23 protein-coding genes and 1 tRNA gene are annotated in these 25,960 nt (G+C 66.6%); 15 read left to right on the top strand and 9 right to left on the bottom strand.

What is annotated here, in order from left to right:
* Window positions 1-183: 183 nt before the first annotated feature.
* The 7 genes from LE197_RS22375 to gdhA all read left to right on the top strand — a co-directional run bounded on the left by LE197_RS22375 (window position 184) and on the right by gdhA (window position 9,170).
* The gene (locus LE197_RS22375) at window positions 184-870 is read left to right on the top strand and encodes an ABC transporter ATP-binding protein (protein ID WP_003103142.1); all 687 of its coding nucleotides are present in this window, start codon (window positions 184-186) and stop codon (window positions 868-870) included.
* On the top strand, window positions 867-2,060 hold the full coding sequence (locus LE197_RS22370; protein WP_023108771.1) for an ABC transporter permease: 1,194 nt from the start codon (window positions 867-869) through the stop codon (window positions 2,058-2,060). Before LE197_RS22375 ends, LE197_RS22370 begins: the two co-directional genes overlap by 4 nt.
* On the top strand, window positions 2,053-3,534 hold the full coding sequence (locus LE197_RS22365) for a TolC family protein (protein WP_003103137.1): 1,482 nt from the start codon (window positions 2,053-2,055) through the stop codon (window positions 3,532-3,534). The genes LE197_RS22370 and LE197_RS22365 overlap by 8 nt, the downstream gene beginning before the upstream one ends.
* Entirely contained in the window at window positions 3,524-4,801 is a 1,278-nt protein-coding gene (locus LE197_RS22360; RefSeq protein WP_003103134.1) for an efflux RND transporter periplasmic adaptor subunit, read from the top strand. The genes LE197_RS22365 and LE197_RS22360 overlap by 11 nt, the downstream gene beginning before the upstream one ends.
* 596 nt (window positions 4,802-5,397) lie before the next feature.
* On the top strand, window positions 5,398-5,886 hold the full coding sequence (gene praA, locus LE197_RS22355; protein WP_003119407.1) for an alkane oxidation protein activator PraA: 489 nt from the start codon (window positions 5,398-5,400) through the stop codon (window positions 5,884-5,886).
* 259 nt (window positions 5,887-6,145) lie between these two features.
* A complete protein-coding gene (locus LE197_RS22350) occupies window positions 6,146-7,537 on the top strand; it encodes an outer membrane protein transport protein (RefSeq protein ID WP_003123403.1) in 1,392 nt (463 codons plus the stop codon).
* Window positions 7,538-7,832: 295 nt separating this feature from the next.
* Window positions 7,833-9,170, top strand: a complete 1,338-nt coding sequence (gene gdhA, locus LE197_RS22345; RefSeq protein WP_003094817.1) for an NADP-specific glutamate dehydrogenase — start codon at window positions 7,833-7,835, stop codon at window positions 9,168-9,170.
* A 58-nt stretch (window positions 9,171-9,228) separates the two neighbouring features.
* Here the strand turns inward: gdhA and ccpA are convergent, their stop codons facing one another.
* The 7 genes from ccpA to LE197_RS22310 form a co-directional block, all read right to left on the bottom strand.
* Entirely contained in the window at window positions 9,229-10,269 is a 1,041-nt protein-coding gene (gene ccpA, locus LE197_RS22340) for a cytochrome-c peroxidase CcpA (protein WP_031761160.1), read from the bottom strand.
* Window positions 10,270-10,392: 123 nt separating this feature from the next.
* Window positions 10,393-10,770, bottom strand: coding sequence for a hypothetical protein (locus LE197_RS22335; protein WP_003107850.1), 378 nt, complete (start codon window positions 10,768-10,770; stop codon window positions 10,393-10,395).
* Window positions 10,771-10,871: 101 nt separating this feature from the next.
* On the bottom strand, window positions 10,872-11,897 hold the full coding sequence (gene rtcA, locus LE197_RS22330; protein ID WP_023108769.1) for an RNA 3'-terminal phosphate cyclase: 1,026 nt from the start codon (window positions 11,895-11,897) through the stop codon (window positions 10,872-10,874).
* A complete protein-coding gene (locus LE197_RS22325) occupies window positions 11,894-12,706 on the bottom strand; it encodes a nucleotidyltransferase domain-containing protein (RefSeq protein WP_003105094.1) in 813 nt (270 codons plus the stop codon). The genes rtcA and LE197_RS22325 overlap by 4 nt, the downstream gene beginning before the upstream one ends.
* Window positions 12,707-12,742: 36 nt before the next feature.
* The gene (locus tag LE197_RS22320) at window positions 12,743-13,957 is read right to left on the bottom strand and encodes an RtcB family protein (RefSeq protein WP_003119410.1); all 1,215 of its coding nucleotides are present in this window, start codon (window positions 13,955-13,957) and stop codon (window positions 12,743-12,745) included.
* Between the two features lie 55 nt (window positions 13,958-14,012).
* Entirely contained in the window at window positions 14,013-15,158 is a 1,146-nt protein-coding gene (locus LE197_RS22315) for a slipin family protein (protein WP_023108768.1), read from the bottom strand.
* A 271-nt stretch (window positions 15,159-15,429) separates the two neighbouring features.
* Window positions 15,430-15,503: transfer RNA gene (locus tag LE197_RS22310), tRNA-Arg, on the bottom strand.
* A 314-nt stretch (window positions 15,504-15,817) separates the two neighbouring features.
* On the opposite strand from LE197_RS22310, the gene rtcR reads away from it, so the two are divergent.
* Both rtcR and LE197_RS22300 read left to right on the top strand, forming a co-directional pair.
* Complete coding sequence (gene rtcR / locus LE197_RS22305; RefSeq protein WP_023108767.1) at window positions 15,818-17,413, top strand: RNA repair transcriptional activator RtcR; 1,596 nt, start codon at window positions 15,818-15,820, stop codon at window positions 17,411-17,413.
* Between the two features lie 55 nt (window positions 17,414-17,468).
* Window positions 17,469-18,023, top strand: coding sequence for an NADAR family protein (locus LE197_RS22300; RefSeq protein WP_004352744.1), 555 nt, complete (start codon window positions 17,469-17,471; stop codon window positions 18,021-18,023).
* On the opposite strand, the gene LE197_RS22295 is transcribed toward LE197_RS22300, so the two are convergent.
* Window positions 18,017-19,873 carry a DUF4105 domain-containing protein gene (locus tag LE197_RS22295; RefSeq protein ID WP_031761159.1) on the bottom strand — a complete coding sequence of 619 codons (1,857 nt, stop codon included), beginning with the start codon at window positions 19,871-19,873 and terminating at the stop codon, window positions 18,017-18,019. The two genes, LE197_RS22300 and LE197_RS22295, sit on opposite strands and share 7 nt — an antisense overlap.
* A 58-nt stretch (window positions 19,874-19,931) precedes the next feature.
* On the bottom strand, window positions 19,932-20,420 hold the full coding sequence (locus LE197_RS22290) for a DUF3015 domain-containing protein (protein ID WP_003094783.1): 489 nt from the start codon (window positions 20,418-20,420) through the stop codon (window positions 19,932-19,934).
* Between the two features lie 234 nt (window positions 20,421-20,654).
* Between LE197_RS22290 and LE197_RS22285 the strand changes: the two genes are divergently transcribed.
* The 6 genes from LE197_RS22285 to LE197_RS22260 all read left to right on the top strand — a co-directional run bounded on the left by LE197_RS22285 (window position 20,655) and on the right by LE197_RS22260 (window position 25,951).
* Window positions 20,655-20,981 (top strand): TraR/DksA family transcriptional regulator, encoded by a 327-nt coding sequence (locus LE197_RS22285; protein ID WP_003112819.1) that lies wholly within the window; start codon window positions 20,655-20,657, stop codon window positions 20,979-20,981.
* 98 nt (window positions 20,982-21,079) lie between these two features.
* Window positions 21,080-23,533 (top strand): Lon protease family protein, encoded by a 2,454-nt coding sequence (locus LE197_RS22280; protein ID WP_003094777.1) that lies wholly within the window; start codon window positions 21,080-21,082, stop codon window positions 23,531-23,533.
* 150 nt (window positions 23,534-23,683) lie between these two features.
* Window positions 23,684-24,025 carry a hypothetical protein gene (locus LE197_RS22275; protein ID WP_003094775.1) on the top strand — a complete coding sequence of 114 codons (342 nt, stop codon included), beginning with the start codon at window positions 23,684-23,686 and terminating at the stop codon, window positions 24,023-24,025.
* Between the two features lie 173 nt (window positions 24,026-24,198).
* The gene (locus LE197_RS22270; RefSeq protein ID WP_003094773.1) at window positions 24,199-24,687 is read left to right on the top strand and encodes a TIGR00645 family protein; all 489 of its coding nucleotides are present in this window, start codon (window positions 24,199-24,201) and stop codon (window positions 24,685-24,687) included.
* A gap of 256 nt (window positions 24,688-24,943) precedes the next feature.
* Complete coding sequence (locus LE197_RS22265) at window positions 24,944-25,249, top strand: DUF6482 family protein (RefSeq protein ID WP_003105116.1); 306 nt, start codon at window positions 24,944-24,946, stop codon at window positions 25,247-25,249.
* 84 nt (window positions 25,250-25,333) lie between these two features.
* The gene (locus LE197_RS22260; protein WP_003094769.1) at window positions 25,334-25,951 is read left to right on the top strand and encodes an FKBP-type peptidyl-prolyl cis-trans isomerase; all 618 of its coding nucleotides are present in this window, start codon (window positions 25,334-25,336) and stop codon (window positions 25,949-25,951) included.
* Window positions 25,952-25,960 lie beyond the last annotated feature (9 nt).

The following is a 25,960-nucleotide window of genomic DNA, read 5'->3' as shown; positions in this document are numbered from 1 at the left end:
CCTTCGCTCGGCGCTGGCGCCTCGGGGTAGCGTTGCCGGTGGTGGCGGCTTGTGCGCTGTCTCCATCATCAGCAGTATGGCCGTTCGGCCTGTATCGCCGGCCTTGCGGCGGTACGACCGGGCGGGCCTTGAAGGGATGCGAGCGGTCGGGTGCGAATGCCAACAACAAACAAGCACGAATCATTGATCTCCCTGCGGGGGATCGGCAAGGGCTACCTCCTGGGGGGGCAGCCGCTGCAGATACTGAAAGACGTCTGCCTGGACATCTTTCCCGGAGAAAGCTGCGCGATCGTCGGCGCGTCGGGCTCGGGCAAGAGCACCCTGCTGAATATCCTCGGCCTGCTCGACCGCCCGGACAGCGGTGCCTACCGCTTCGCCGAGCACGACATCTTCAGCGTCGACGGGGACCGACTGGCGGCGATCCGCAACCGCCTGATCGGCTTCGTCTTCCAGAGCTTCAACCTGTTGCCGCGGCTGAACGCGCTGGACAACGTCGCGCTGCCCCTGAGCTATCGAGGGATGCCGCGCCGCGAGGCACTGGAGCGGGCCGAGGCGATGCTCGCCCGGGTCGGCCTGGCCGAGCGCGCCGGCCATCGTCCGGCGGACCTTTCCGGCGGCCAGCGGCAGCGCGTCGCCATCGCTCGCGCGCTGGTCGGCGAGCCGGCGCTGATCCTCGCCGACGAACCAACCGGCAACCTCGACGCGAGCACCGCGAAAGAAGTGCTGGAGCTGCTCCTCACCCTCAACCGCGAGCGCCAGGTGACCCTGGTGGTGGTCACCCATGATCCCAGCCTGGCCGCCCGTCTCGGGCGCCAACTGACAGTGCGGCATGGCGAGGTGCACGAGGACCTGGCGGAGGCCTGCCGGTGAGCGCCAGCCCGTCGCCCCGGCAATTGCTTCACGAGGCCCTCGCCAGTCTTCGCGGGCTGGGGCGCCGCTCGCTGCTGGCGTTGCTGGGTATCGTCATGGGCTGTTCATCGGTGATCGCGATGCTGAACATCGGCAGCAACGCGACCGACGAAGCGATGAGCATCTTCAAGGACATGGGCACCGACACCCTGGTGGTGCAGTTCCCGTTCGCCCCGCAGGCGCCGATGCCGATGCCGGCGTCGCTCGACACCGAACCGCTGCTCCGCGACGTGGCCGGTCTGGAGCACCTGGCGGCGCTGGGCCTGTACTCGGCGCCGGTGACCTTTCATGGACGCACCAGCAACGTCAGTATCGTCGGCGCCAGCGCCGGGCTCGCGGCTGCCGCCAGGCTGCGGCTGCGCGAAGGACGTTTCCTCTCGCGCTTCGACGATCACGACACCTACGTGGTGGTGGGCGCGACAATCGCCGAGGCCCTGGAGGCGCCCGGCGATCCGCTGCGCCTCGGCGAGCAACTGACGGTCAACGACTATCTGTTTCGCGTGATCGGCATTCTCCAGCCGCAGGCCAGCGCCGCTCTCTTGCCGTTCGCCGCCAACGACTCGCTGTTCGTGCCGGCGCCGGGCATGCCGCGCCTGCAGCCGGCCGCCGAGGTCAGCCATGTGGTGGCGCGGGTCTCGCCGGGAGCGGACGTCTATAGCGTCGGCGCGGCCCTGGGCGCGGCCCTGACGGCGCGGTTGCCCGGTCACGAGGCGCAGGTCCAGGTCTCGCAGCAGGTGCTCGATGGACTCAAGCGGCAGACCCGGACCTTCACCTACCTGCTGGCCGGACTGGGGATCATCTCCCTGCTCGGCGGCGGCGTCGGAGTGATGAACGTGATGCTGATGAGTGTCGCCGAACGCCGCCGGGAAATCGGCGTGCGAATGGCGCTGGGCGCGCGCCAGCGGGACATCCGCAACCTGTTCCTGATCGAGGCGGTGACCCTGACCGCCGCGGGCGCGCTGTCGGGCGCGGTGCTCGGCGTGGCGGCTGCGTATCTCTACGCCAGGTTCTCCGGCTGGACCTTCTCCCTGGCCTACGCGGCCCTGCCGCTGGGGATGGGCAGTACCCTGCTGGTGGGGCTGTTCTTCGGGCTCTATCCGGCGGTCTCGGCGGCTCGCCTGCAACCGGTCGAGGCGCTGCGCGATGAATAGGTGGGGCCTGGGCGTGCTGTGGCTGGTCACCGCTCTTCCGGTGGCGGCCAGCGTCAACCCGGCGCTGAGTCCGGACGTACCGAGCATGGCCCGCGAGCAGGGCAGGTCGGTGCTGCTCAGCGAGCAGGTGATCGACCTCAGCCTGAGCGACGCGGTCTATCTTGGCCTGCGCAACAACCGTGGAATCCGTAGCGCCTACCTGCAACGGATCGCGCAGAAGTTCGACCTGCGCGTCGCCGCCGACGCCTTCAACCCGAAGCTGGTGGTGCGCGGCGACTATCGCGCCAACCGCGCCACCGAAGACCGCACGAGGACCAGCAATGTCTCGCCCACCGCGACCCTGCTTGGCGAATATGGCACTCGCTTCAGCCTGGCCTGGGTCAAGCAGTTCCGCACCGCCGACGAGGCCGGGCGCTACCGCAGCGATGGCCTCGACCTGACCGTCGTCCAGCCGTTGCTGCGCGATGCGGGCTGGGACGTCACCACCGCGCCGCTGCGCCTGGCACGTCTCTCCGAAGACGCCAATCGCCTGCAACTCAAGGCCAGCGTGTCGCAGACCATCAGCCAGGTCATCGGCGCCTACCGGGAGCTGCTGCGCGCCCAGGAGCAGGCGCGCATCGCTCGCGAAGCCCTGGCGCGGACCCAGGAGCTGCTCGAGGTCAACCGGGCGATGATCCGCGCCGGGCGAATGGCCGAATTCGAGATCGTGCAGACCGAGGCCGACGTCGCCAGCCAGGAGCTCAACGTCGAGGAGTCCACCAACCAGGTCGACAGCGCACGCCTGGCCCTGCTGCAACTGCTGGCGCTGGACCTGTCGACGCAAATCCGCGCCAGCGATGCGCTGGCCGCCACGCCGATCGAGGTCGACCGCCAGCAGGCGATCAGGACCGCCCTGCAGCAGCAACCGGAATACCTGCAACGCCTGATCGGCAGTCGCCAGGCCGACCTCAACCTGGTGCTGGCGAAGAACCAGCGCCTGTGGGATGTCTCGCTGGTGGGCGGCGCCAGCCAGATCCGCGACCGCTACAGCGAGGGCGGTGGCGACAATTCACGCAGTTGGGACAGCTACGCCGGGGTACAGGTGGAAATTCCCATCGGCGACCTCAGCCGCCGGCAGGCCGAGGTGCGCGCCCAGGTCGACGTAGAGAACCAGAAGATCCTGATCGAGGATGCCCGGCAGACCCTGGAGCAGAACGTCATCGATGCGGTGCGCGACCTCGGCACGCGCTGGCGCCAGTACCAGATCGCCCAGCGCGCCACCGCGTTGTCGCGGCGCAAGCTGGAGATCGAACGGGAAAAGCTGCGCGTCGGGCGTTCGAGCAACTTCCAGGTGCTGAGCTTCGAGACCGACCTGCGCAACGTCGAGAACACCCAATTGAATGCTCTGATCTCGTTTCTCAATGCGCAGACGCAGCTCGACCTGATCGTCGGCATGACCCTGGATAGCTGGGAGATTTCGCTCAATGACCACTGACCGGTTTTCCTTCCTGCGCCGGCCGGCATTGTCGCTCGCCGCCGGCCTGGCGGTTGTTGCGGCGCTGGCCTGGCTGGTCCTCGCCGGCGGCACCGCGAAACGCACGGAAGGGGAGCGCTGGGTCGCCGTACGGGCGGCCCCGCTGGTGCATCAGATCGGCCTGGTCGGACGCCTGGAACCGGGGCGCGTGGTGACCCTGGCGGCGCCCTTCGCCGGCAATGTCGAGGCGCTGCTGGTGGAGCCGGGACAGCGGGTCGCGGAAGGACAGGAGCTGCTGCGCATGGACACCCGCGAGATCGCCGTGCAGGTGCGCGAGGCACAGTCGGCGTTGCTCAAGGCCCGTCGCACCCTGCAGGACCTGCGCGACTGGGAGCGTGGCGAGGACATGGCGCGGGTCCGTCGTGCCCTGCGCAGCGCGCAGCTGGCGCAGAGCAGCACCGAGCGCAAGTTGCGCGAGACCCGCGAGCTGTTCCAGCGCGGGATCGTCCCGCGCAACGAACTCGACGATCTCGAACAACAGGCCAGCCAGCAGCGCATGGACCTGGAGGCGGCCCGGCGGGAAGTGGAGTCGACCCGCGCCAAGGGGCAGGGCGAGAATCGCCAGATCGCCGAAATGGACCTGGCCAACGCCAGCGTGAAATACGAGACGCTGCAGGCCCAGCTGGATGGCCGTACGGTGCGCGCGCCCTTTGCCGGTATCGTCGTCGCGGCGCCCGGCCTGGCTGGCGAGCAGGGCAGCCGCGAACCGGTGCAGGCCGGTAGCAAGCTGGGGCAGGGCCAGGCGTTGTTCGGCCTGGCCAGCGTCGAGCGGCTGAAGGTATCTGCGAAGGTTTCCGAACTGGATATCAACCAGTTGCGCGAAGGGCAGGCGGTGGAAATCAGTGGCGACGGCTTCGAGGGCACCACGCTGGCGGGCGTCATCGCCGCCCTCGGTGGTCAGGCTCTGCCCGGCATGGCCCAGGGAGGCAGCCCGCAGTTCGAGGTGACGGTGTCGGTAGCGCCGCTTGATCCCCGCCAGTTGCAGAAGATTCGTCTGGGAATGAGCGCCAAGCTGACGGTCACCACCTATCGCAACGAACAGGCCATCGTCGTGCCGCCGGAGGCGATACGCCACGAGGGTGACCGGCTGTTCGTGGACGTTCGCCAGGCTCCCGGCGCCAGCGTGATGGCGCAACAGGTCAAGATCGGACGCTCCACGCCGGAGGGCGTGGAGGTGTTCGAGTTGCAGCCGGGTCTCGTTCGCGTGCCGTCCTCGTCCGACCGATAGTTGGCAACCTAACTTTGGGTTGGCTGGGTGGCTTCGCGAGCTGCCAATTCTGGTAGGTACGCCCCGTCATGGTGCGTTTCTTCCCGACGCGGATGTTGACAGAGGTATCAGGATTCCTTCGCGACGACGCTTCGTCCGCCCTCCACGGCATTCACCGACCTTCCTTCGGAGGGGCAACCCCCTTCTTTCGCTAGGCTTTTCCAGAGCCGCGCTGACCGTACTCTGGCTCCCGTCGTTGACTGGTCCACTGCCCCTTCGTGGTGATTGCCAGCCCTGTCAGGCCTGCGTTCGCGGAGGTCGGCCAGGTGGGCATCTCGAGGCGCGGCGGGTTGGCAAACCCTATCGGATCTTTCCGATATCCGGTCTGTCCCGGCTCGTCGTGGGGACCGTCAGCGTCGGCACCGGATAGGACTCATGAGGTAAAGCCTCTCCCGATCCCGGTACGCACGGCCAAGGCGGGTGGTGTGGTTCGCCTGGCAGGTGGATCGGACGGGAAGGCACAAGGTGGTCGTGGGGGCGGGTCGGCGACGATCCTGCCGCATGATCAAGGCTCGGCAACCGCGAGCGTTGCCAACTCACTGGAAGGATACAAAACAATGAAATCCATCAAGTCCCTGCCGTCCTTTGCTGCTCTTGCTCTCTGCCTGAGCGTTTCGTCCATGGCCAGCGCGGCCACCATCACCCCGGTCAACTCGGCCTTCACCGCACCTGGCACCATCAGCGTGAGCTCGCCGGCGTCGCTCAATCTGCCAGTGACCTGCAACATCACCTTCAAGGGCAAGACCGCCGCCGATGGTTCCTATGCCTCGATCGACAGCGTCACCGTCAGCGGCAGCAACACCCTGTGCAGCGTGCCGCAGATGACCGGCCTGCCGTGGAAGCTGACCGTTTCCAGCACCACCGCCGGCAAGGTCGATGGCGTCGGCTTCAAGATTCTCTCCTCTACCTGTGGCCCGAGCACCGTCAACGGTTCCTGGAGCAACGCCACCAATACCCTCAGCGCCAGCAATCAGTCGCTGGCAGGCAACTGCAAGATCAACAGCCTGAGCGTGAAGCCGACCCCGGCCTTCGTAGTCAACCCGTAATCCGGGCTGCCGCTGGCGCCCTCGGCGCCAGCGGTTTCGCGCTCCCGCTGCCAGGCGTCCTTCGCGGGCCGGCAGGTCCGAGGGAGTTTCCGCCGGAAGCGGCGCAGAATCTCGTTCGCACATGGAAAACGGTCTGGGGGAGGGTGTCCGCCAGGACGCTCAAGCAGGCCGACCATCGTGCCCCGTGCACTAGCAGTCCACCAGGGGTGAAACCTTGAACAACAAAAACGATATTTCCTGCCTGTTTGCCAGAAAACCATTGCCATTGCTCTGCGCCCTGATCGTCGGCGGACTGTTCGGCACGTCCCAGGCGCAAGCCGGCGGCTTCATGGTGCCGACCACCAACACGGCGGGCTGGGGCCGCGCGATGGCAGGCGGCTCGCTGTTTCCCAACGATCCGAGCGCCGCGTTCAACAACCCGGCGGCCATGGCGTTCATCGACAAGCGGATCGCCCAGTTGACGGTCAACTACGCCGATATCGACATCAAGTACAACGGCGATGCCTACGACTACCAGGGTAATCCCATGACCGGCGGCTACCAGGACGGGCCGGGCACCCCCGAGCTGGGTACCAACGATGGCGGCCAGGCCGGATTCGGCGCGTGGCTGCCGACCGGCTTCCTGGTCGTACCGATCAACGACCGCTTCGCCTTCGGTCTGAGCCAGGTCGTTCCGATGGGAATGCGCAGCACCTGGGACCCGAACTGGAAAGGCCGCGATTTCGCGGTGGACACCAAGATCGAGACGATCGGCCTGACCGGCTCCCTGTCGTTCAAGGTCAACGACAACTTCTCCCTGGGCGCCGGGGTGATCATCCAGCGCACCTCCGGCTTCGTCAGCCAGAACCTCGATCTCTATGCCTCGGCCGCCAACTCCCCGGGCATGGGCGGGATTCCGTTCCCGGCCTCGAACTCGTCCGCGCTGATGCGGGTCAAGGTGGACAACACCTCGCCCGGCTTCTTCGCCGGCGCGGTGTGGAAGCCGACCGACCGCGACACCCTGGGCTTCGCCTACCACGCGAAGATCCGCAACAAGCTGAAGGGGCACTACAACCTCTACGACCACGACGGTGGACTCACCGAGGGCGCCATCGAGGGCGGCACCCCGGGCCTGGCCTATCCGGGCCTGGACCTGCGTATGGGCGCTTCCGCCTCGGCGCGCCTGGATATCCCCGCCTACGCCTCGCTGGATTGGGTACACCAGTTCAACGACCGTCTGAGCCTGGGCGCCAGCGCCACCTGGACCGAGTGGTCGTCGTTCCAGGACCTGACCCTCAAGTCCCACGGCAACACGATCGTCTCCATTCCCTACACCTACCGGAACACCTGGACCCTGGCGGTGGGCGGCGACTACAAGGTGACCGACCAGTGGACCATGCGCGCCGGGGTCGCCTACGACCAGACGCCGACCCACAATGCCACCCGCGATCCGCGGATTCCCGACGGCGATCGCTACTTCGCCTCCCTGGGCGCCGGCTATCGCTTCCAGTCGATGCCGGAGTTGTCGATCGACGCGGCCTACTCGCGGCAATTCGTCAAGGAGGTGCCGTTGAAGACGGTCAACCAGGATCGCCTGGGCGGCGGGCGGCTGGATGGCAGGGCAACCAGCAAGGGACAGGTGTTCAGCCTGTCCGCGACCTACGACTTCTAGACCCGGCCGTAGGTAGAGGAAGGGCCTCCCCCTGGCGGGGGAGGCCCTTTCGCATCTGGCGCCGGGATGCACGCGAACGGTGCTTTCGTCGCCCTTCAACAGTGCGTGGCCAGCCCGGGAGGCAGCCTGGTTCCGGGCGCGTGCTCTGGCCCGAGCCGTTCTGGCGGACCCGGAAAGTTTCAGTTTTGCACCATAAAGATTCATCAATGCGTCATTTCGCACTTTCTAGGTGCCGCCTGGCTTGTTAGAGTCACGCGCAAAAAATTGTTCACAAAACTAGAAACCGGTGAGAAAAATGACGCAATCCGTCGACGCTTTCCTCGAGCGCCTGAAGCGGCGCGATCCCGATCAGCCCGAATTCCACCAGGCGGTGGAAGAGGTGCTGCGTTCCCTCTGGCCGTTCCTCGAGGCCAACCCGCACTACCTGGAAGCCGGCATCATCGAACGCATCGTCGAACCCGAGCGGGCGATCCTGTTCCGCGTACCCTGGGTCGACGACCAGGGCCGGGTACGGGTCAACCGTGGCTACCGGGTGCAGATGAGCAGCGCCATCGGCCCCTACAAGGGCGGCCTGCGCTTCCATCCCTCGGTCAACCTCGGGGTGCTGAAGTTCCTCGCCTTCGAGCAGGTCTTCAAGAACTCCCTGACCACTCTGCCCATGGGCGGCGGCAAGGGCGGCTCCGACTTCGATCCGAAGGGCAAGAGCGACGCCGAGGTGATGCGTTTCTGCCAGTCGTTCATGAGCGAGCTGTACCGCCACGTCGGCGCCGACCTGGACGTGCCGGCCGGCGACATCGGCGTCGGCGCGCGTGAGATCGGCTACCTGTTCGGCCAGTACAAGCGCCTGTCCAACCAGTTCACCTCGGTGCTGACCGGCAAGGGCCTGAGCTATGGCGGCAGCCTGATCCGCCCGGAGGCGACCGGCTTCGGCTGCGTCTACTTCGCCCAGGAAATGCTCAAGGATCGTGGCCGCGGCTTCGACGGCCAGCGGGTGGCGATCTCCGGCTCGGGCAACGTCGCCCAGTACGCGGCGCGCAAGGTCATGGAAATGGGCGGCAAGGTGATCTCGTTGTCCGATTCCGAAGGCACCCTGTATGCCGAGGCGGGGCTCTCCGACGAGCAGTGGGAATACCTGATGGAGCTGAAGAACGTGCGCCGCGGGCGCATCCGCGAGATGGCGGAGCAGTTTTCCCTGCAGTTCCTCGAAGGGCGCCGGCCCTGGGGCCTGGCCTGCGATATCGCGCTGCCCTGCGCGACCCAGAACGAACTGGATGCCGAGGATGCGCGGCGCCTGCTGGCCAACGGCTGCGTCTGTGTCGCCGAAGGCGCCAACATGCCCTCGACCCTGGAAGCCGTCGACCTGTTCCTCGAGGCCGGCATCCTCTACGCGCCGGGCAAGGCGTCGAACGCCGGCGGGGTGGCGGTGAGCGGCCTGGAGATGTCGCAGAACGCCATGCGCCTGCGTTGGAGCGAGGGCGAGGTGGATACCAAGCTGCACGGCATCATGCAGTCGATCCACCATGCCTGCCTGCTGTACGGCGAGGAGCAGGGGCGGGTCAACTACGTGAAGGGGGCGAACATCGCCGGCTTCGTCAAGGTCGCCGATGCGATGCTGGCGCAGGGCGTGGTCTGAGGTCGTCCCATAGAGGAAAAACGGGGCTCCAGGGGAGCCCCGTTTTTCCTTGTGGCGGTTATTCCGCGGGACGCGGCGTGGTCTCCGTGCTGGCCGGCAGCAGCGGATATTCGACGCGCGGCTGCTTGCCGCTCAGGCTGTGCAGGAAGGCGACGATGTTCTCCACTTCGTCCGGCGCCAACTGCTTGCCGAGCTGGGCGTTGCCCATGATCGCCACCGCGTCCTTGAGTTCCCAGACCTGGCCGCTGTGGAAGTACGGCGCGGTGAGGGCGACGTTGCGCAGGGGCGCGGCGCGGAATACGTACTCGTCGCTCTGGGTCTTGGTCACGGCGAAGCGGCCCTTGTCGCCGCTGGGCAGCACGCTGGCGTCGGGCTTCTTCACCAGGCCGAACGGGAAGTAGGCCTGGCCGCCCAGGTTGATGCCGTTGTGGCAGGCGCTGCAGCCACTGTCCATGAATGCCTTGAGGCCTTTCTTCTGCTGTGCGTCGAGGGCTTTGTCGTCGCCCTTGAGATACAGGTCGAAGGGCGAGTCCGGAGTCACCAGGGTCGCCTCGTAGGCCTCGATGGCCAGCGCCATGTTGTCGAAGCTGACCGGCTTGCCGGCCTTGGGGAAGGCCTTGCGGAAGGCGTCCACGTATTCCGGGATGCTGCCCAGGGTCTGTTCGACCAACTGCGGGGTACTGTGCATCTCGACGCTGTTCTGGATCGGACCCTTGGCCTGCTCCCCCAGGTCCTTGGCGCGGCCATCCCAGAACTGCGCGGCATTGAACACCGCGTTGAAGACCGTCGGCGAATTGCGTGGCCCCTTCTGCCAGCCGTGACCGACCGACGTCGGGACGTTGTCGGCGCCGCCGGTGCCGACGTTGTGGCAGGTGTTGCAGCTGAGCACATGGCTGCGTGACAGGCGCGGGTCGAAGAACAGTTTCTTGCCGAGTTCGCGCTGTTGCTCGCTGATGGGCTGGCCGCGTAGCTCGGTGACCTGCTCGGGGATGGGTTTGAACAGCGCGCTGGCCTGGTCGTGCAGGGCATCGGCCTGGGCGAGGGGCGTGGCGAACGACAGCAACAGGCTGCCAAGCGGGAGCAGTTGCGAGGACTGCATCTTTTTTTCTCCTTATCAGGCGTTACAACCGGTCCTGTGAGGAGAGGCCAGCGGCGCGCTGCTCGGCTTGACGTGGATCAAGCGCACCGGGATCGGTGCTGCGGATGGTTGTCGCAGCGTGCTTCAGCGCTCGCGCAAGGCCCGGGCCAACGCGCGGTCGCGGTCGCGCTGCCAATCGTCGTCGCGGTCGTCCCACTGGCGTTCCTCGAAACGCCGCCGCTCTTCGCTCCGCGCCATCGACCGGCATTGCTCGAAGCCGTCGCCCCAGCCGCTGGCGTAGATCGCCTCGCGCAGGTAGCGGGGGACGTCCTTGCGGAATTCGCCGCTGATCGAGCCGGCCGCCTGGCGGCCGCTACCGCAGCCATCGTCGAAACCGTCGGCATAGGCGGGCGGGTAGCCCTTGGCGAGCAGGTACTGGTGGGTGCTTTCGCAGCCGCCGAGCAGGGTGGCGGTGAGCAGGATCAGGGCGAGGACAAGCACGCCGAGACGCGAAGAAGACATGGCCGGGACTCCTCGACCGCCGGGATGGGGCTCCCGGAGATTCGCGCCGGGCCCGCTGGCAGGTCCGGCGCGAGTCTAGGTCGGCATTGGTGAGGAATTCGTCAAGCCGATGTGATGACGATGCGATGACCGCCGCCGTCCAGCGCCTGGTCGCCGATCCTCACCGGCAGGAAGCGTTCGATAACCCGGCGGTTGCTTTGCAGATGGGCGCTCAGCCGCGGCGTGGTGAAGCTGCCGGCGCCGGCCAGGGCCATGGGCAGCAGCAATTGGTCGGCGAGGTGCTCGTCCGCCGCGCAGCCGCTTTCCATCCAGCCGATGGCTTGCGTCGCGACCTGTTCCGCCACCCGTTCGGCGCTGACGCCGGCCTGGCCGAAGGCGCAGAAGGTCGCGCAGATGTGCTCGCAGTCGATCCGCAGCAGCAGGGCGTTGCCCGGCCCCTGGTCCTCCGCGAGGAACTCCAGCTGGCCTTCTTCGTCGCTCCAACCGAGGCGCTGGCGGACCCTCTCCAGCTCACGCTCGCCGACGTGCCCGGGAATCCCGGCGAGCAGCGCCCGCGCCTGGCGCCGCAGCGCCGCGCCGGGATGCTCCAGTTGCAGCGGCCGCCAGCGTGCCGGGCGTACCCGCGCCAGCAGCTCGCCACCGCCGGCGGGTACGAAGCCGTGGCGCAGCAGTTCCAGGTCGACTTCCGCGCCCATCCGCTGCAACAGCGGCAGCCAGCTGTCGCGGAGAAAGTCCGCCGGCGGCGCCAGTGGATTGTGGGTGCCGCCGCTGATCCTCACCCGGCTTTCGCCGTTGGCCGCGAGCAGCGCCGGCAGCAGGGTTTGCAGTACCAGCGAGCAACTGCCGGCGGAGCCGATGGCGAAGGCGTAGTCGCCGGCGCGGATCGCACCGGGCCGGAACGCCAGCTCGCGTGAGCCGAGCTCGGCACCCTCGACCTCGGCCGCGCAGATTTCCGCCGCCGCGCGCACCGCGGTGAGGTGCTGCCGCAGCAGCCCCGGACGGCTGCGCCGGCCACGGATGTTGCGGATGCGCAGCGGCTGGCCGCTGGTCATCGACAGGCTCAGGGCGCTACGCAGGATCTGCCCGCCGCCTTCGCTGCCGTCGAGTTCGATGAGGTCCTTTCTCATGAGGTTTCCCTTGTGTATTGCCATATCTTGTCGTGGAGGTAGCGATCCAGCAGTCGGCTGTCCTGGCGCGCGCCGGTTGGTTGGGTGGCCCCTCGTTCGGCCTGGAGCAACTCCGCTTCGATGAAGCGTTGCAGCGCCAGGCGCGGAGGGCCGTAGGCCGATTCGTCGCGCTGACGCTTGAGGCTCAGCAGGGCATCCAGTTCTTCGCGCAGCGACGGATCGTCCAGCGTGGCTTCCACTAGCCTCTCGAACGCCACCGGCGGCAAGCCCAGGCCTGCATCCAGCCAACGCACCGCGAACAACGGACGCAGGACGTAGAGGTATTTCTTCAGCCGGACGCTGTCGCCCTTCAGGTAGCCCCGGTAGTTCTTGCGTGCCATCGACAGGTAGTGATGGCGACTGCCTGGTACGGAGTGAAAGGCGCTGCCCAGCCAGAGCAGTTCCTCGCGCACGCCAGGCTCTTCCCGATACACCAGCGGCGAGCCGAGCCACTCCAGCAGGGCCGGGTTGGATTTGCGCATCAGGCGCAACGCCTTGCGCAGTTCCCAGCCGCTGATGTCCAGCTCGTCGCTCAGCGGACGTTCTATCACGTCGCGAGGTTCCTCGACGCGCTGATACCACTCGGGCTGATGCACATAGACGAAGCGTACGTCGTAGTCGCTGTCCGGCGAAGCGAAGCCCCAGGCCCGGCTGCCCGACTCGCAGGCGTAGAGCACGACTACGTCGTGCTCGCGTTCGATCCGTTCCAGCTCATCCAGTACCCGCTCGCGCATGGCGGCGGGGAGCGGATGGCGTTCTTCCCTGTTCATTTCGATTCTTCCCCAGCGGGCGCCACAGGGCGCCCGTCATCCTTTCACGCACACCACCTGACGCAGGGTGTGCAGCACTTCCACCAGCTCGCGCTGGGCTTCCATGACCCGGTCGATGTCCTTGTAGGCCATCGGGATCTCGTCGATCACGTCGGCGTCCTTGCGGCATTCGACGTGGGCGGTGGCGCGCGCCTGGTCGGCGACGCTGAAGACCTTCTTCGCCTTGGTCCGGCTCATGGTCCGCCCGGCGCCGTGGCTGCACGAGCAGAACGCTTCCTGGTTGCCGAGGCCGCGGACGATGAAGCTCTTCGCCCCCATCGAGCCGGGAATGATGCCGAGCTGGCCCTTCTGCGCGGACACCGCGCCTTTGCGGGTGACCAGTACCTCCTGGCCGAAGTGGCGCTCCTTCTGCACGTAGTTATGGTGGCAGTCGACCGCCTCCAGGTTGGCTTCGAACGGCTTGCGGATCACCTGGCGCGCCGCCTCGATCACCGCGTGCATCATCAGCGCGCGGTTCTGCCGGGCGAAATCCTGGGCCCAGCCGACCGCTTCCACGTAGTCGTCGAAGTGCCGGCTGCCTTCCTCGAAGTAGGCCAGGTCCTTGTCCGGCAGGTTGGCGATGTGCTGGCGCATGTCCGCCTTGGCCAGTTCGATGAACAGGTTGCCGATGGCGTTGCCGACCCCGCGCGAACCGCTGTGCAGCATGAACCAGACGCGGTCGGCCTCGTCCAGGCAGACCTCGATGAAGTGGTTGCCGGTGCCGAGGGTTCCCAGGTGCTGGCGGTTGTTGGTCTTCTCCAGCCTCGGGTGCTTGTCGGTGATCGCCTTGAAGCGACCGGCGAGCGCCTTCCAGGCCTGGTCGGCGGCCTCCGGTACCTCGTGCCAGGCGCCGCGGTCGCGGCGGCCGAAGGTCTTGCCGTGGGGTACCGCCTGCTCGATGGCGCTGCGCAGGCCGTGCAGGTTGTCCGGCAGGTCGGCGGCGACCAGCGAGGTGCGCGCGGCGATCATTCCGCAGCCGATATCCACGCCCACCGCGGCCGGGATGATCGCGCCGAGGGTAGGGATCACGCTACCGATGGTCGAGCCCTTGCCCAGGTGTACGTCAGGCATCACCGCCAGGTGCTTGAAGATGAAGGGCATCTTCGCTGTGTTCAGCAACTGCTGGCGCGCTTCCTCCTCCACCGGGACGCCCTGGGTCCAGAGCTTGATCGGCTTGCCGCCGGCCACTTCGAGGATATTCATGTCTTTCATCGTGCTTTCCTTGTGCTCCGCGCCGTCTTGTCGACGGCGCGGCCATCGTTCGTGATCAGGCCTGCTTCAGCGTGACCAGTCCGTTCAATACCTGGTCCAGGCCACCGAATACCGAAATCCGGTCGATGCGCTCGGCCACCCGCTCCAGGGTTTCCAGTTCCTTCAGACGCAGCGCGGTCGGGTTTTCCTCCATGACCTTCGCGGTATTCAGCAGCGAGCGGGTCGCCGAGGTTTCCTCGCGGCGGCGGATCACATTGGCCTGGGCCGCCTTCTCCGCCTCCACCACCTGCGCCAGCAGGGTCTTCATTTCGCCCGGGATGATGATGTCGCGTACGCCCAGGCCGCTCACTTCCAGGCCGCTGTCTTCCAGCTTGGCGGCCAGGTGGGCGCTGACCGCTTCGTCGATCGACTGCTTGTTCTCCAGCAGTTCGTCGAGGGTACGGGTGCCCACTGCCGCCCGCAGGCCGAACTGCAGCTCGCGGTACAGATACTCCAGCGGTTTGCTCAGCCGCGAGAAGGCGGTGAGCACGTCGCTGTAGCGCCAATTGGCGGCGAGGTTCAGGCGCAGGCTGACCTTGTCGCGGGTGAGGATCTCCTGGCCGCTGACCTCTAGCGCCTGGATACGGGTGTCGACCAGTTCCACGCTGACTTGCCGGTTGTAGCGCCAGAAACCGTATTGTCCAGCTTGCAGCAGGCCGGCAAGGGCGCCGTCGACCTTGAGCACGCCGACCTGGAACGCCGGCACCTGGACCAGCAACACTGCGTCCAGGCCCGCCAGGGCGCGGTCGCGCAGGTTCGGCTGGTGCAACTGGGCGACCAGCGCGGCGGACAATCGATAGTCCTGGGTCAGGTCGATGCGCTCCAGGCGCTGCTCGGTCTGGCCTTTCCAGTACAGTCGGCGGCTGCCCGGTGCGAGCAACTCCACCAGCACGCCGTCCTCGTAGCGCAGGCCGGCCTCGTTGTCGCCCAGGTCCATCCGGGTGAAGTAGCGCTCCACCAGCTGCGGTTCGCTCTGCCGCAGGTAGCCGGCCAGGCGGTGTTCGAACTGCGGGGTGTTCAGGCTGAAGCTTTCCAGGCTCAGGCGGTCGTACGGATCGAAGCGGCGGTAGGTGCCCGGTTCGAGCACGGCGAGGAAGTCGCCTTCGGAATACAGCAGGCCGCGTTCGTTCTTCTTCACGATAAAGCGCTTCAGCATTTTCATCTCTTCATTCCTTTCATTCTTCCGTGGTGCCGGTGTTGCCGGCCCGTCGAGCGTCGTGGGTGGAGCGCGGAGGAGGTTGGCCTGGCGGACGTCCTGTCCATATGATCGATTCCCTCGATCCCCGGCCTGCCTTGCCCCGTGCCCGAACCGCGGGCCGGACGGGCCGGCGGCGGCTTCGGCTCCCTTGCGTTGTCCGGCCTTCCTGGCCGCTTGCGCAGTTCGCCTCGGCCACACCGGCGGGTGTTGCCATTGAGTGATTGCCGTTAAGGCAACGTTCGAGCGGGAGTCGAACCCGCGACAGACCATTTCGTGGATGGTTGCTCTACCAGGCTGAGCTATCGAACCGCGAAGCGGCATTGCCGTCATTCGCGAATGACCGTCGTTGTTGCGGGCGGCATGCACGACGCCGACACCAGGGGTGGGCTCGGGCACCGGCGGGACTGGAGTCCCGACCCGTCGGCCTGCATGGGCGATGCGGTCGAAATGGATATAGCGAGCGGCGTGCCAGGTTTTTATCGATGAGACTGTTTCTTGCTTAACTGTTTGATTTTAAAGGTGAATAAATTTTTTATTGCGCTTCGTCGGCGAATTCGATGGAGAGATGCCTGGCTATTTCTATATATTTTCATATCGATCTTTATCTTGAAGGATAAGCGGTGATGAAACGCACGGTCGCCATCGGCTTCATCGGCGCCACCCTCGACCGTCTCGGCAAGGGCGCGGCGCGCTGGCAAAAGTGGCGGCCGAGCATCGGCCTGTGCCAGCAGCCGGACCTGCTGATCGACCGCCTCGAACTGATCCACGGCAACGACGCCCGCGACCTCGGCCTGGCCGAGCGGATTCGCGCCGACATCGCCGCGGTGTCGCCGCATACCGAGGTCCGCCTGCAGCAGATGGAACTGCGCAACCCCTGGGACTTCGAGGAGGTCTATGGCGCCCTGCACGATTTCGTCAGCGCCTACCCCTTCGACACCGAGCGCGAGGACTACCTGGTGCATATCACCACCGGGACCCATGTCGCGCAGATCTGCTGGTTCCTCCTTACCGAGGCGCGCTACCTGCCGGCCCGGCTGGTGCAGACCTCGCCGTCGCGGCGCAAGGACGAGGCGCGCCATCCCGAGGGCTCGGCGACGCTGATCGACCTCGACCTGTCCCGCTACGACCGCATCGCCTCGCGGTTCCGCCGCGAACAGGAGGAAAGCCTGGCTTTTCTCAAGTCGGGAATCGCCACGCGCAATGCCGCTTTCAACCGCTCCATCGAGCAGATCGAGCGGGTCGCCGTGCGTTCGCGGGCACCCATGCTGCTGGTGGGGCCGACCGGTGCCGGCAAATCGTTCCTCGCCCGGCGCATCTATGAACTCAAGCGCAGCCGGCACCAGCTCGACGGGCGTTTCGTCGAGGTCAACTGCGCCACCTTGCGCGGCGACGGCGCGATGTCGGCACTGTTCGGTCACATCAAGGGCGCCTTCACCGGCGCGCAGAATGCGCGCGAAGGCCTGCTGCGCGCAGCCGACGGTGGCATGCTGTTCCTCGACGAGATCGGCGAGCTGGGCGCCGACGAACAGGCGATGCTGCTCAAGGCTATCGAAGAGAAGCGCTTCTTCCCGCTGGGTTCGGACCGTGAGGTGGAGAGCGACTTCCAGCTTATCGCCGGGACCCACCGCGACTTGCGCGGACGAGTGGCCGAAGGCCTGTTCCGCGAGGACCTGTTCGCCCGCATCAACCTGTGGACCTTCGAGCTGCCGGGCCTGGCTGGACGCCGCGAGGACATCGAGCCGAACATCGACTTCGAACTGGAGCGGCACGCCCGCGAGCAAGGGCGGCAGGTGCGTTTCAACCTGGAGGCCAAGCGTCGCTACCTGGCCTTCGCCGGTTCCAGCGAAGCGCGCTGGGCCGGCAACTTCCGCGAGCTGTCGGCTTCCATCACACGGATGGCGACCCTGGCCGACAGCGGGCGGATCGACGAGGCGCTGGTCGAGGAGGAGATCCTCCGCCTGCGCCAGGCCTGGGGGCTCGATGCGGGCCGGGAGCCACTGGCCGATCTGCTGGGGCAGCGGGTGGAGGCCCTGGATCTGTTCGACCGCCTGCAACTGCAGGCGGTGCTGGAGGTGTGCCGCGGGGCTAAGACCCTTTCCGAGGCGGGACGCCGGCTGTTCGCCGTTTCGCGCCAGGACAAGCGCAACCCCAACGACGCCGACCGGCTGCGCAAGTACCTGGCGCGTTTCGGCCTGGACTGGGCGCAGATACGCGCCTGAACACCACTTCGGGATATCCTTGGCGTCTTTTCACGGGCTCCAGGGACGAATGCCGATGAGCGAGATAATGGACGTCGAGCGACTGCGCCAGCGCTGCGCGGCCGGCGAAAGCTTCAAATACCTGTATTTCTGGGGACATCGCCCGGCGACGGATGACAAGGTCGGCAAGAGCTGTTTCAGCCAGTGGTACGAGGCTTCGTTCAAGCTCGACGGGGTGCGCTACGCCAGCGCCGAGCATTACATGATGGCGGCCAAGGCACGCTTGTTCGACGACCCTAGGTTGCTCGAGCGCATCCTGGCGGCGCGCAGCCCAGGCGAGGCGAAGGCCCTCGGCCGCGAAGTCGCCGGCTTCGACGAGGCACGCTGGAACGCCGAGCGGGTGGGAATCGTGATCGAAGGCAACCTCGGCAAGTTCGGCCAGAACGCTTCGCTGAAGAAATACCTTCTGGGCACCGCCGACCGGGTGCTGGTCGAGGCCAGCCCGGTGGACGCGATCTGGGGCATCGGCCTGGCCGCGAGCGATCCCCTGGCAGCCGAGCCGGCGACCTGGCAAGGCCTCAACCTGCTCGGCTTCGCCCTGATGGAGGTGCGCCGGAGGCTGGCTCAGTAGTAGTACCAGCGCAGCTCCAGCTTCACCTCGTTGATCGGCTTGCCGACATGGCTGAACTCGCGTTCGGCGCTCAGGCGCAGGCCGAGGTCGCGGCCCAGCTCCACCTGCTGGACGAAGCCCAGGCTGCGGCGCACTTCACCGTTGTGGAAGTAGTCGCCCTTGGCCTCCAGGGTCAGGTTGCCCAGCGGGTTGCGCCACAGCAGGCCGCTGTCGAAGCCCACCGCCGGGGCGATGGCGGCGGCGAAGTCCCTGTTGTTCTCGATCCGCGCGGTGCCCATGGCGTAGAGCAGCAAGTCGTCGCCGAACATCCAGCTGCCGCCGGCGCCGCCGTTCAGGTGGCTGACCAGGTTTTCGTCGCCGTCCTCGCCCGGCACCCGCTCCAGGCCGCCGGCGACCTGCCAGGACAGCGGCTTGAGCAACTGGTTGCGCGGGGTCAGCGAGCGGATGGTGACCAGGTCGAGATTCTGCAGCTGCCAGCGGTTGCCTTCGTACTGGCGCAGCTTGAGCTGGCCGATCTCGATCTGCGCGCCGAGGGGGAAGCCATAGGCGTTATCGGCGAGGTCATGGTAGGCCATGCGCAGGCCGTACTCGGCGAAGGCGCGGTCATCGCGGCTGCCGACGCCGAACTGCCAGGTCCGTGACTCGTGGCCGTCTTCCGGCTGGCCGGGGCGCTCGACCTGGAGGTCCGGCGGCGGGTTGCGGTTGATCGCACGCAACAGGTTGTAGCTGCGCGAGGCGATGCCGCTGTCACGCGCCTGACCGGTGGCGCGGTAGCGCTCCAGGCGGAAGGCGGCGTCCTGGATCAGCGCCTGGCGCGGCATCGGCAGGGCCTTGAAGTCGGGAGCGTCGAGCAGGCTGTCGTCGTCCGCCAGGCGCTTGGCCCAGTCGCGCTCGGCATGGTCGAGCGGTTCGGCGCGGGCGAGCAGTTCCTTCTCGCGCGACGGCCGGTAGTCGATGCGCTCGATCAGCCCGGCGTTCTTCACCGCGCGGACGGTGTCGGTGGGGATCGCGGTAAGCGGGAACTGCTCGGTCAGCTCGATGCCCGGGCGGGCGATCTCCATCAGTTCGAGCAGGCGGAACGAACAGTTCTCGTCGAAGAAGTAGTAGTCGAAGCGGACCTGCTTGAGTTCCCAGACGTGTTCGACCATGCGCCCGGTCTCCTCGGGCGTCAGGTTCAGCTTGTATTCCCAGAGGTCGCGGTTCTCCAGGCGGCTGTATTCGGCCAGCTTCTCCCGGTACGGGACCAGCGCGAACATGCCGGGATAGCCGCCCATCAGGCCTTTCCAGGCATAGAGGATGCTGTTGTCCATGCCTTCGATGTAGGCGCCGAAGTTCAGCGCGTAGCTGAGCAGGGCAGTGTTGTTGCTGGTGACGTCGGCCTGGTCGATGCGCAGCAGGGTGTGGCCGAACATCGACGACGGGCTGTTCAGGTAGGCCGCGGGGAACACCAGCACCGCGCTGTGCGGGTTGATGTCGCGGTACCAGTTGTCGTATTCGCCGCACTGCGGCTGCGGCAGGTCGTCGAGTTGCAGTTGCTGGCGCAGCCAGCGGGTGCGCGCCGGGTAGACGCACTGAGCGTGCTTGTCGCCAAGGCTGGGCGAGGCATAGAGCGCCTTTAGCGTGGCCGCCAGTTCGGCGTCCGGGTGGCTCTCGCCGTTGTCGGCGAGGAAGAACCGCTCGTCGTCGACGTAGCTGCGCCAACCGCCGAGCTTGCCGCGTTCGTAGTGGCCGAGGGCGATCCAGTAGGGATCGGCGGCCAGTTGCTGGAGGCGGGCCTCGGGAACCGTGGGCGCAGCCAGAAGGGGGGAGCAGGCGCACAGCGCCATCCAGGGCAACAGGCGTTTCGGCATCGGCAAGGCTTAATGCTTGGGGAAAGGGGCCTGCCCGCGAACGGGCAGGCGGCGAGGCTCAGGCCTGCTCGGCGTACTTGGCCAGGCGGGCGTCCTGTTTCAGGATCGCCTGGGTGTTGGCATAGACGTCGGCGGCGGTGGCGTCGGACTTGTTGAAGATCTCGGAGAAATGCTCATGGGTGACGGCGGCGAAGTGCTCGCGGTCCTGCGGTTGCACGCCCAGCACCACGGCATAGGTGGTCAGCGCTTCGCCATTGCCCTTGGCCATGTCTTCGGACAGCTCGTCCATCATGCTGCCGAGCACCAGCAGGGGCTTGCCGCCATAGGACAGCGCGCCGTTGGTATGGCAGCCGTTGGTGCCGGTGGTCATGCCGAAGGTGTTGTTGCCGGAAGTGCCGTTGGTGGTCGCCGCGACCACGTGGGTGGCCACGCCGCGCTGGCCTTTGAAGAGCATGTTGCCCCAGCCGCAGCCGGCGCCGCCGGGAGCGTCGGCGAAAGCGTTGAAGGAGGCGGCGGCGAACAGGGTACCGAGCAGAATCCGTTTCATCGTTTGTTCTCTCTTGAGGTGGATCGGAGCCATCTGGAGCGGGCCAGCGACGCCGTGAGCTTTTCGGAATGCCACCGGGGTGTCAAGGCACCGAATGGGTGGCAGCGCGCAATGCCGGGCGAAAATTGACCGGCGTCAGCGGCAATCCGCTTGGAACCGTCCAGACTTGGGAAAGTTCTGGTCGGTCTGAGCGAAACCGGCCTTGGTCAGCCGTTCCTCATGCAGGAGGTGGATATGAGCGCTTTCGACCCCGCTACCGCCCTGGAAACCCTGGCGACCGAGTACGCGGCACGCGCCGCGGCGATCCGCCGGGACCTGGCGCGCAGCCATTCGCCGGACTTTGCCGAGCAGGCGGTGCAGCGCCAGAACGACGAAGTGCTCGAAGGCCTGCTCGCCGAGGCGGAGGCGGGGATGCGCCAGGTCGGCCTGGCCCGCCTGCGCCTGGCGGAAGGTCGCTATGGCCAGTGCGAGCGCTGTGGCGAGGCTATCGAACCGGCGCGCCTGGCCGCCCTGCCTGCGGCGGAATACTGCCTGCGCTGCGCCGACCTGGTACATCGGTGAGATAGCGCCATCCGCGCCTTGTCAGTGGCGCGAGGCTGGGGGGAGAATGCGGGCGACGACACCCCGCGGCGATCTGCCGCCCGATGCAAGGATTCCCGATGCCCGATTCCGTCGCTGCCGGCCTGCGCCTGGCGCCAGAAGAACTGACCCGCCCGTTCGCTCCCGAGCAATTCGCCTTCGACACCACCGATGACCTGGAGCCCTTCCGCGGCGTGCTGGGCCAGGAGCGTGCGGTCGAGGCGCTGCAGTTCGGTGTGGCGATGCCGCGTCCGGGTTACAACGTATTCGTCATGGGCGAGCCGGGGACCGGACGCTTCTCCTTCGTCAAACGCTATCTGCAAGCCGAGGGCAAGCGCGTCGCCACGCCCTCCGACTGGGTCTACCTGAACAATTTCGACGAGCCGCGCGAACCTCGGGTGATCGAGCTGCCGCCGGGCAGCGCGACCGAATTCAGCGCCGACATCGACCGTCTGATCGACAACCTGATGTCGACCTTCCCGGCGGTCTTCGAGCATCCGGCCTACCAGCAGAAGAAGAACGCCGTCGACCGCGCTTTCAACCAGCGCTACGACCGCGCCCTGGACTCGGTGGAGCGGCGCGCCCTGGAGAAGGACGTGGCGCTGTACCGCGACAGCGCCAACGTCGCCTTCACCCCGATGAAGGACGGCAAGGCCCTCGACGAGGCCGAATTCGCCCAGTTGCCCGAAGCCGAGCGCGAGCGTTTCCACAAGGATATCGCCGCCCTCGAGGAGTACCTCAACGAGGAACTGGCGAGCCTGCCGCAGTGGAAGCGCGAGTCGAGCAACCAGTTGCGCGAGCTCAACGAGGAAACCATCACCCTGGCCCTGCAGCCCCTGCTGGCGCCTCTGGTGGAGAAGTACAACAACAACCCGGGCGTCTGCGCCTACCTGCAGGCGATGCAACTGAACCTGCTGAAGACCGTGGTCGACCAACTGGTCGACGACAGCCGCACCGACGCCCAGCGCAAGCAAGGGCTGATCGAGCAGTACGCGCCGAACCAGGCCATCGTCCACCACGCGACCAGCGGCGCGCCGGTGGTGTTCGAGTCGCACCCGACCTACGACAACCTGTTCGGCCGCATCGAGTACAGCTCGGACCAGGGGGCGCTCTACACCAGCTACCGGCAGTTGCGTCCGGGGGCGCTGCACCGGGCCAACGGCGGCTTCCTGATCCTGGAAGCGGAAAAGATGCTTGGCGAGCCGTTCGTCTGGGACGCGCTCAAGCGTGCCCTGCAGTCGCGCCAGTTGAAGATGGAGTCGCCGCTGGCCGAACTCGGCCGCCTGGCTGCGGTTTCCCTGACCCCCCAGGTGATCCCGCTGCAACTGAAGGTGATCATCATCGGCTCGCGGCAGATCTACTACACCCTGCAGGACCTCGATCCGGACTTCCAGGAGATGTTCCGGGTGCTGGTGGACTTCGACGAGGACATCCCGCTGGGCGAGGACAGCCTCGAACAGTTCGCACAGTTGCTCAAGACGCGCACCTCGGAAGAGGGCATGGCGCCCCTCAGCGGCGCGGCGGTGGCGCGACTGGCGACCTACAGCGCGCGCCTGGCCGAGCACCAGGGGCGGCTTTCGGCACGGATCGGCGATCTGTTCCAGTTGGTCAGCGAAGCCGATTTCATCCGTCAGCTGGCGAACGAGGAGGTGATCCAGCTCGGCCACATCGAGCGTGCCCTCAAGGCCAAGCAGACCCGCACCGGACGGGTGTCGGCGCGGATCCTCGACGACATGCTGGCGGGGATCATCCTGATCGACACCGCTGGCGCCGCGGTCGGCAAGTGCAACGGACTGACCGTGCTGGAGGTGGGCGACTCGGTGTTCGGCGTGCCGGCGCGGATTTCCGCGACCGTCTATCCGGGCAGCAGCGGCATCGTCGATATCGAGCGCGAAGTCAACCTCGGCCAGCCGATCCACTCCAAGGGCGTGATGATCCTTACCGGCTACCTGGGTAGCCGCTACGCCCAGGAGTTCCCCCTGGAAATCTCCGCCAGCATCGCCCTGGAACAATCCTACGGCTACGTGGACGGCGACAGCGCCTCGCTGGGCGAGGTCTGCACGCTGATCTCGGCGCTGTCGCGTACGCCCTTGAAGCAGTGCTTCGCCATTACCGGCTCGATCAACCAGTTCGGCGAGGTGCAGGCGGTCGGCGGCGTCAACGAGAAGATCGAGGGCTTCTTCCGCCTCTGCGAAGCGCGCGGCCTGACCGGCGAGCAGGGTGTGATCATCCCGCGCGCCAACGTCACTACCCTGATGCTCGACGAGCGCGTGTTGCAGGCGGTGCGCGCCGGGCAGTTCCACGTCTACGCGGTGCGCGAGGTGGACGAGGCGCTGGCGCTGCTGGTGGGCAAGCCGGTCGGTGCCCAGGACGAGAAGGGACGCTTCCCGAAAGGCAGCGTGAACGATCTGGTCGTGGCGCGCTTGCAGGAGATATCCGAACTCGGCATGGAAGAGGACGACAAGGAAAAGGACAAGCCGGCGGAGAAAGAGACCGTCGCGGCGAAGGACAAGGCCGCGGCGAAGAAGGACTGAGTCCGGCGCGTTGCCGGAACCTGCCGAGGGCGGGGCTAGAAAGCCCCGCCCTCGTGCGTTTCAGCCCTGTGGACAAGTTCCCGCCGGCGCTATGCGGAACCTGGCGGCAGGTGTAGGCTCAAAACTGGGAACCCCCGTGAGGATGCCGCCATGCCGCGTAACCTCTGCCTCATCCGCCCTTGTCTGGGGCTGACCACGCGAATCGAATGCGTGGTCAGGCCGCTGGCCGGAGAGAACGGACTCTGGACCCTGCTTTGCGCCGCCGGCATGTCCGGCTCCCAGCCTTCGGCGATCAAGGCCCAGGGCCCCTTCCACGGACCGCTGGTGGCCGAAGGGGTGTTGCAGGCGATTGCCGACTGCCTGGCCCAGCAAGGCTATATCGAAGCCGTCGACCCGCCGATCTGGCGCCTGCACCTGCAGGGCGAACTGCGCCGACTCAATGGCGAACGACGGCCGCATGTCGGCGACTACCTGTTTCGCCCGGAATCCTGAGCGGCGCCTGGGCAAAGCCTGAGCAATCCGGCCGAGGCCCCGTGCCATCATCGCTGGCGGGATCCATCCCGGCTCGGTGCACATATTTATCCACAGATTTTCTGGATAAAAACCGCCGGCCGCTGCGTTATACTCGCCGCCCCATTTTCCCCTGCACATACACACAAGAGACCATGGAACGCTTTTTCGAAAACGCCATGTACGCCTCGCGCTGGCTGCTGGCTCCCATCTACATGGGCCTGTCGCTGGCGCTGCTGGCGTTGACCATCAAGTTCTTCCAGGAAATATTCCACGTCATCCCGAACATCTTCGCGATGGCCGAGGCCGACCTGATCCTGGTCCTGCTCTCACTGATCGACATGGCTCTGGTTGGCGGCCTGTTGGTCATGGTGATGATCTCCGGCTACGAGAACTTCGTTTCGCAACTGGACATCGACGAAGGCAAGGAAAAGCTCAGCTGGCTGGGCAAGATGGATTCCGGCTCGCTGAAGAACAAGGTGGCCGCCTCCATCGTGGCGATCTCTTCGATCCACCTGTTGCGCATCTTCATGGACGCGAAGAATGTGCCGGACAACAAGCTGATGTGGTACGTGATCATCCACATGACCTTCGTGCTCTCGGCGTTCGCCATGGGCTACCTGGATAAGCAGACCCGTCACTGACGACCCTCTCCAGTGTTTCGCTCGCGCCGCCCGGCCGTTGTAAAACGGACGGGCGGCGGCGTTTCCGGCTTGCGTTGCCTGCCGCCTGGGCAAGACTTTCCTGTGATATCGGGCGGACGCCGGGAGCGGGCGTCCTTCGCATCGTCGGGGCCTGCCGGCCGGACGATGCCGGGAATCGGGCCGGCGCTGTCGGGACCGAGGCGGTTGGCGGAAACCTGGAGGCTTCCGCTGCCTGCGCAACCTCGAGAGGTTCGCGATGAACATGCAGGATCTCGCCGGCCGGGTCCAGGCCGGACATATCGACGCCTTGCACCTGGTGTCGCTGGAGGGCGGCATCTATGTCCTGGAGGCGCAGATGGGCGACCGCGCCTATCCGGTGGAGGACGATCTCGGCCAGCCGGTCAGCCTGCGCTCCGTGGAGCATGCGCGCCAGGTACTGCGCGGGCTGGACAGGGTTCCGGTGGAGTTGGTGTGCGCCGATGTCGATGACGAGATGTGTGGACTCCTGGCCGAGTCGGGTTCGTTTATCGGCGGGCTGCCGCTGTCGATCCGCCAGGGTTGAGCACAAGCGGCTGCGCTGGTAGGGGGGAAGGGCCTTCTGTGCTAGGCTGGCCGCCCTTTTTCGACCCCACAGCGGAGCAGCGCCATGAGCGAACTCAACCTGACCACTGACGAAGCCCGTGTCAGCTACGGCATCGGCCGTCAACTGGGCGACCAACTGCGCGAGAATCCGGTTCCGGGCATGACCCTGGACGCAGTCCTGGCCGGCCTGTCCGATGCGTTCGCAGGTATCGACAGCCGGGTTTCCGGCGAGGCGCTGTCGGCCAGCTTCCAGGTGATCCGCGAGCGCATGCAGGCCGAAGCCCAGGCCAAGGCCGAAGCCGCCGCTGGCGAAGGCCGCGCCTACCTGGCCGAGAACGCCAAGCGCGAAGGCGTGACCGTGCTGCCCTCGGGCCTGCAGTTCGAAGTGCTGAGCACTGGCGAGGGCGCCAAGCCTTCCCGCGAGGATACCGTGCGCACCCACTACCACGGCACCCTGATCGACGGCACCGTATTCGACAGCTCCTACCAGCGCGGCCAGCCGGCCGAGTTCCCGGTGGGCGGCGTGATCGCCGGCTGGGTCGAAGCGCTGCAACTGATGAACGCCGGCTCCAAGTGGCGCCTGCACGTACCGAGCGAACTGGCCTATGGCGGCCAGGCGGTCGGCAGCATTCCCCCGCACAGCGTGCTGGTGTTCGACGTCGAACTGCTGGAAATCCTCTGAGGCGCATCG

The organism is Pseudomonas sp. PS1(2021), assembly GCF_020405165.1.
In the GTDB taxonomy this organism is placed as follows: domain Bacteria; phylum Pseudomonadota; class Gammaproteobacteria; order Pseudomonadales; family Pseudomonadaceae; genus Pseudomonas; species Pseudomonas aeruginosa.
This window is presented reverse-complemented; position numbering and strand designations above follow the sequence as displayed.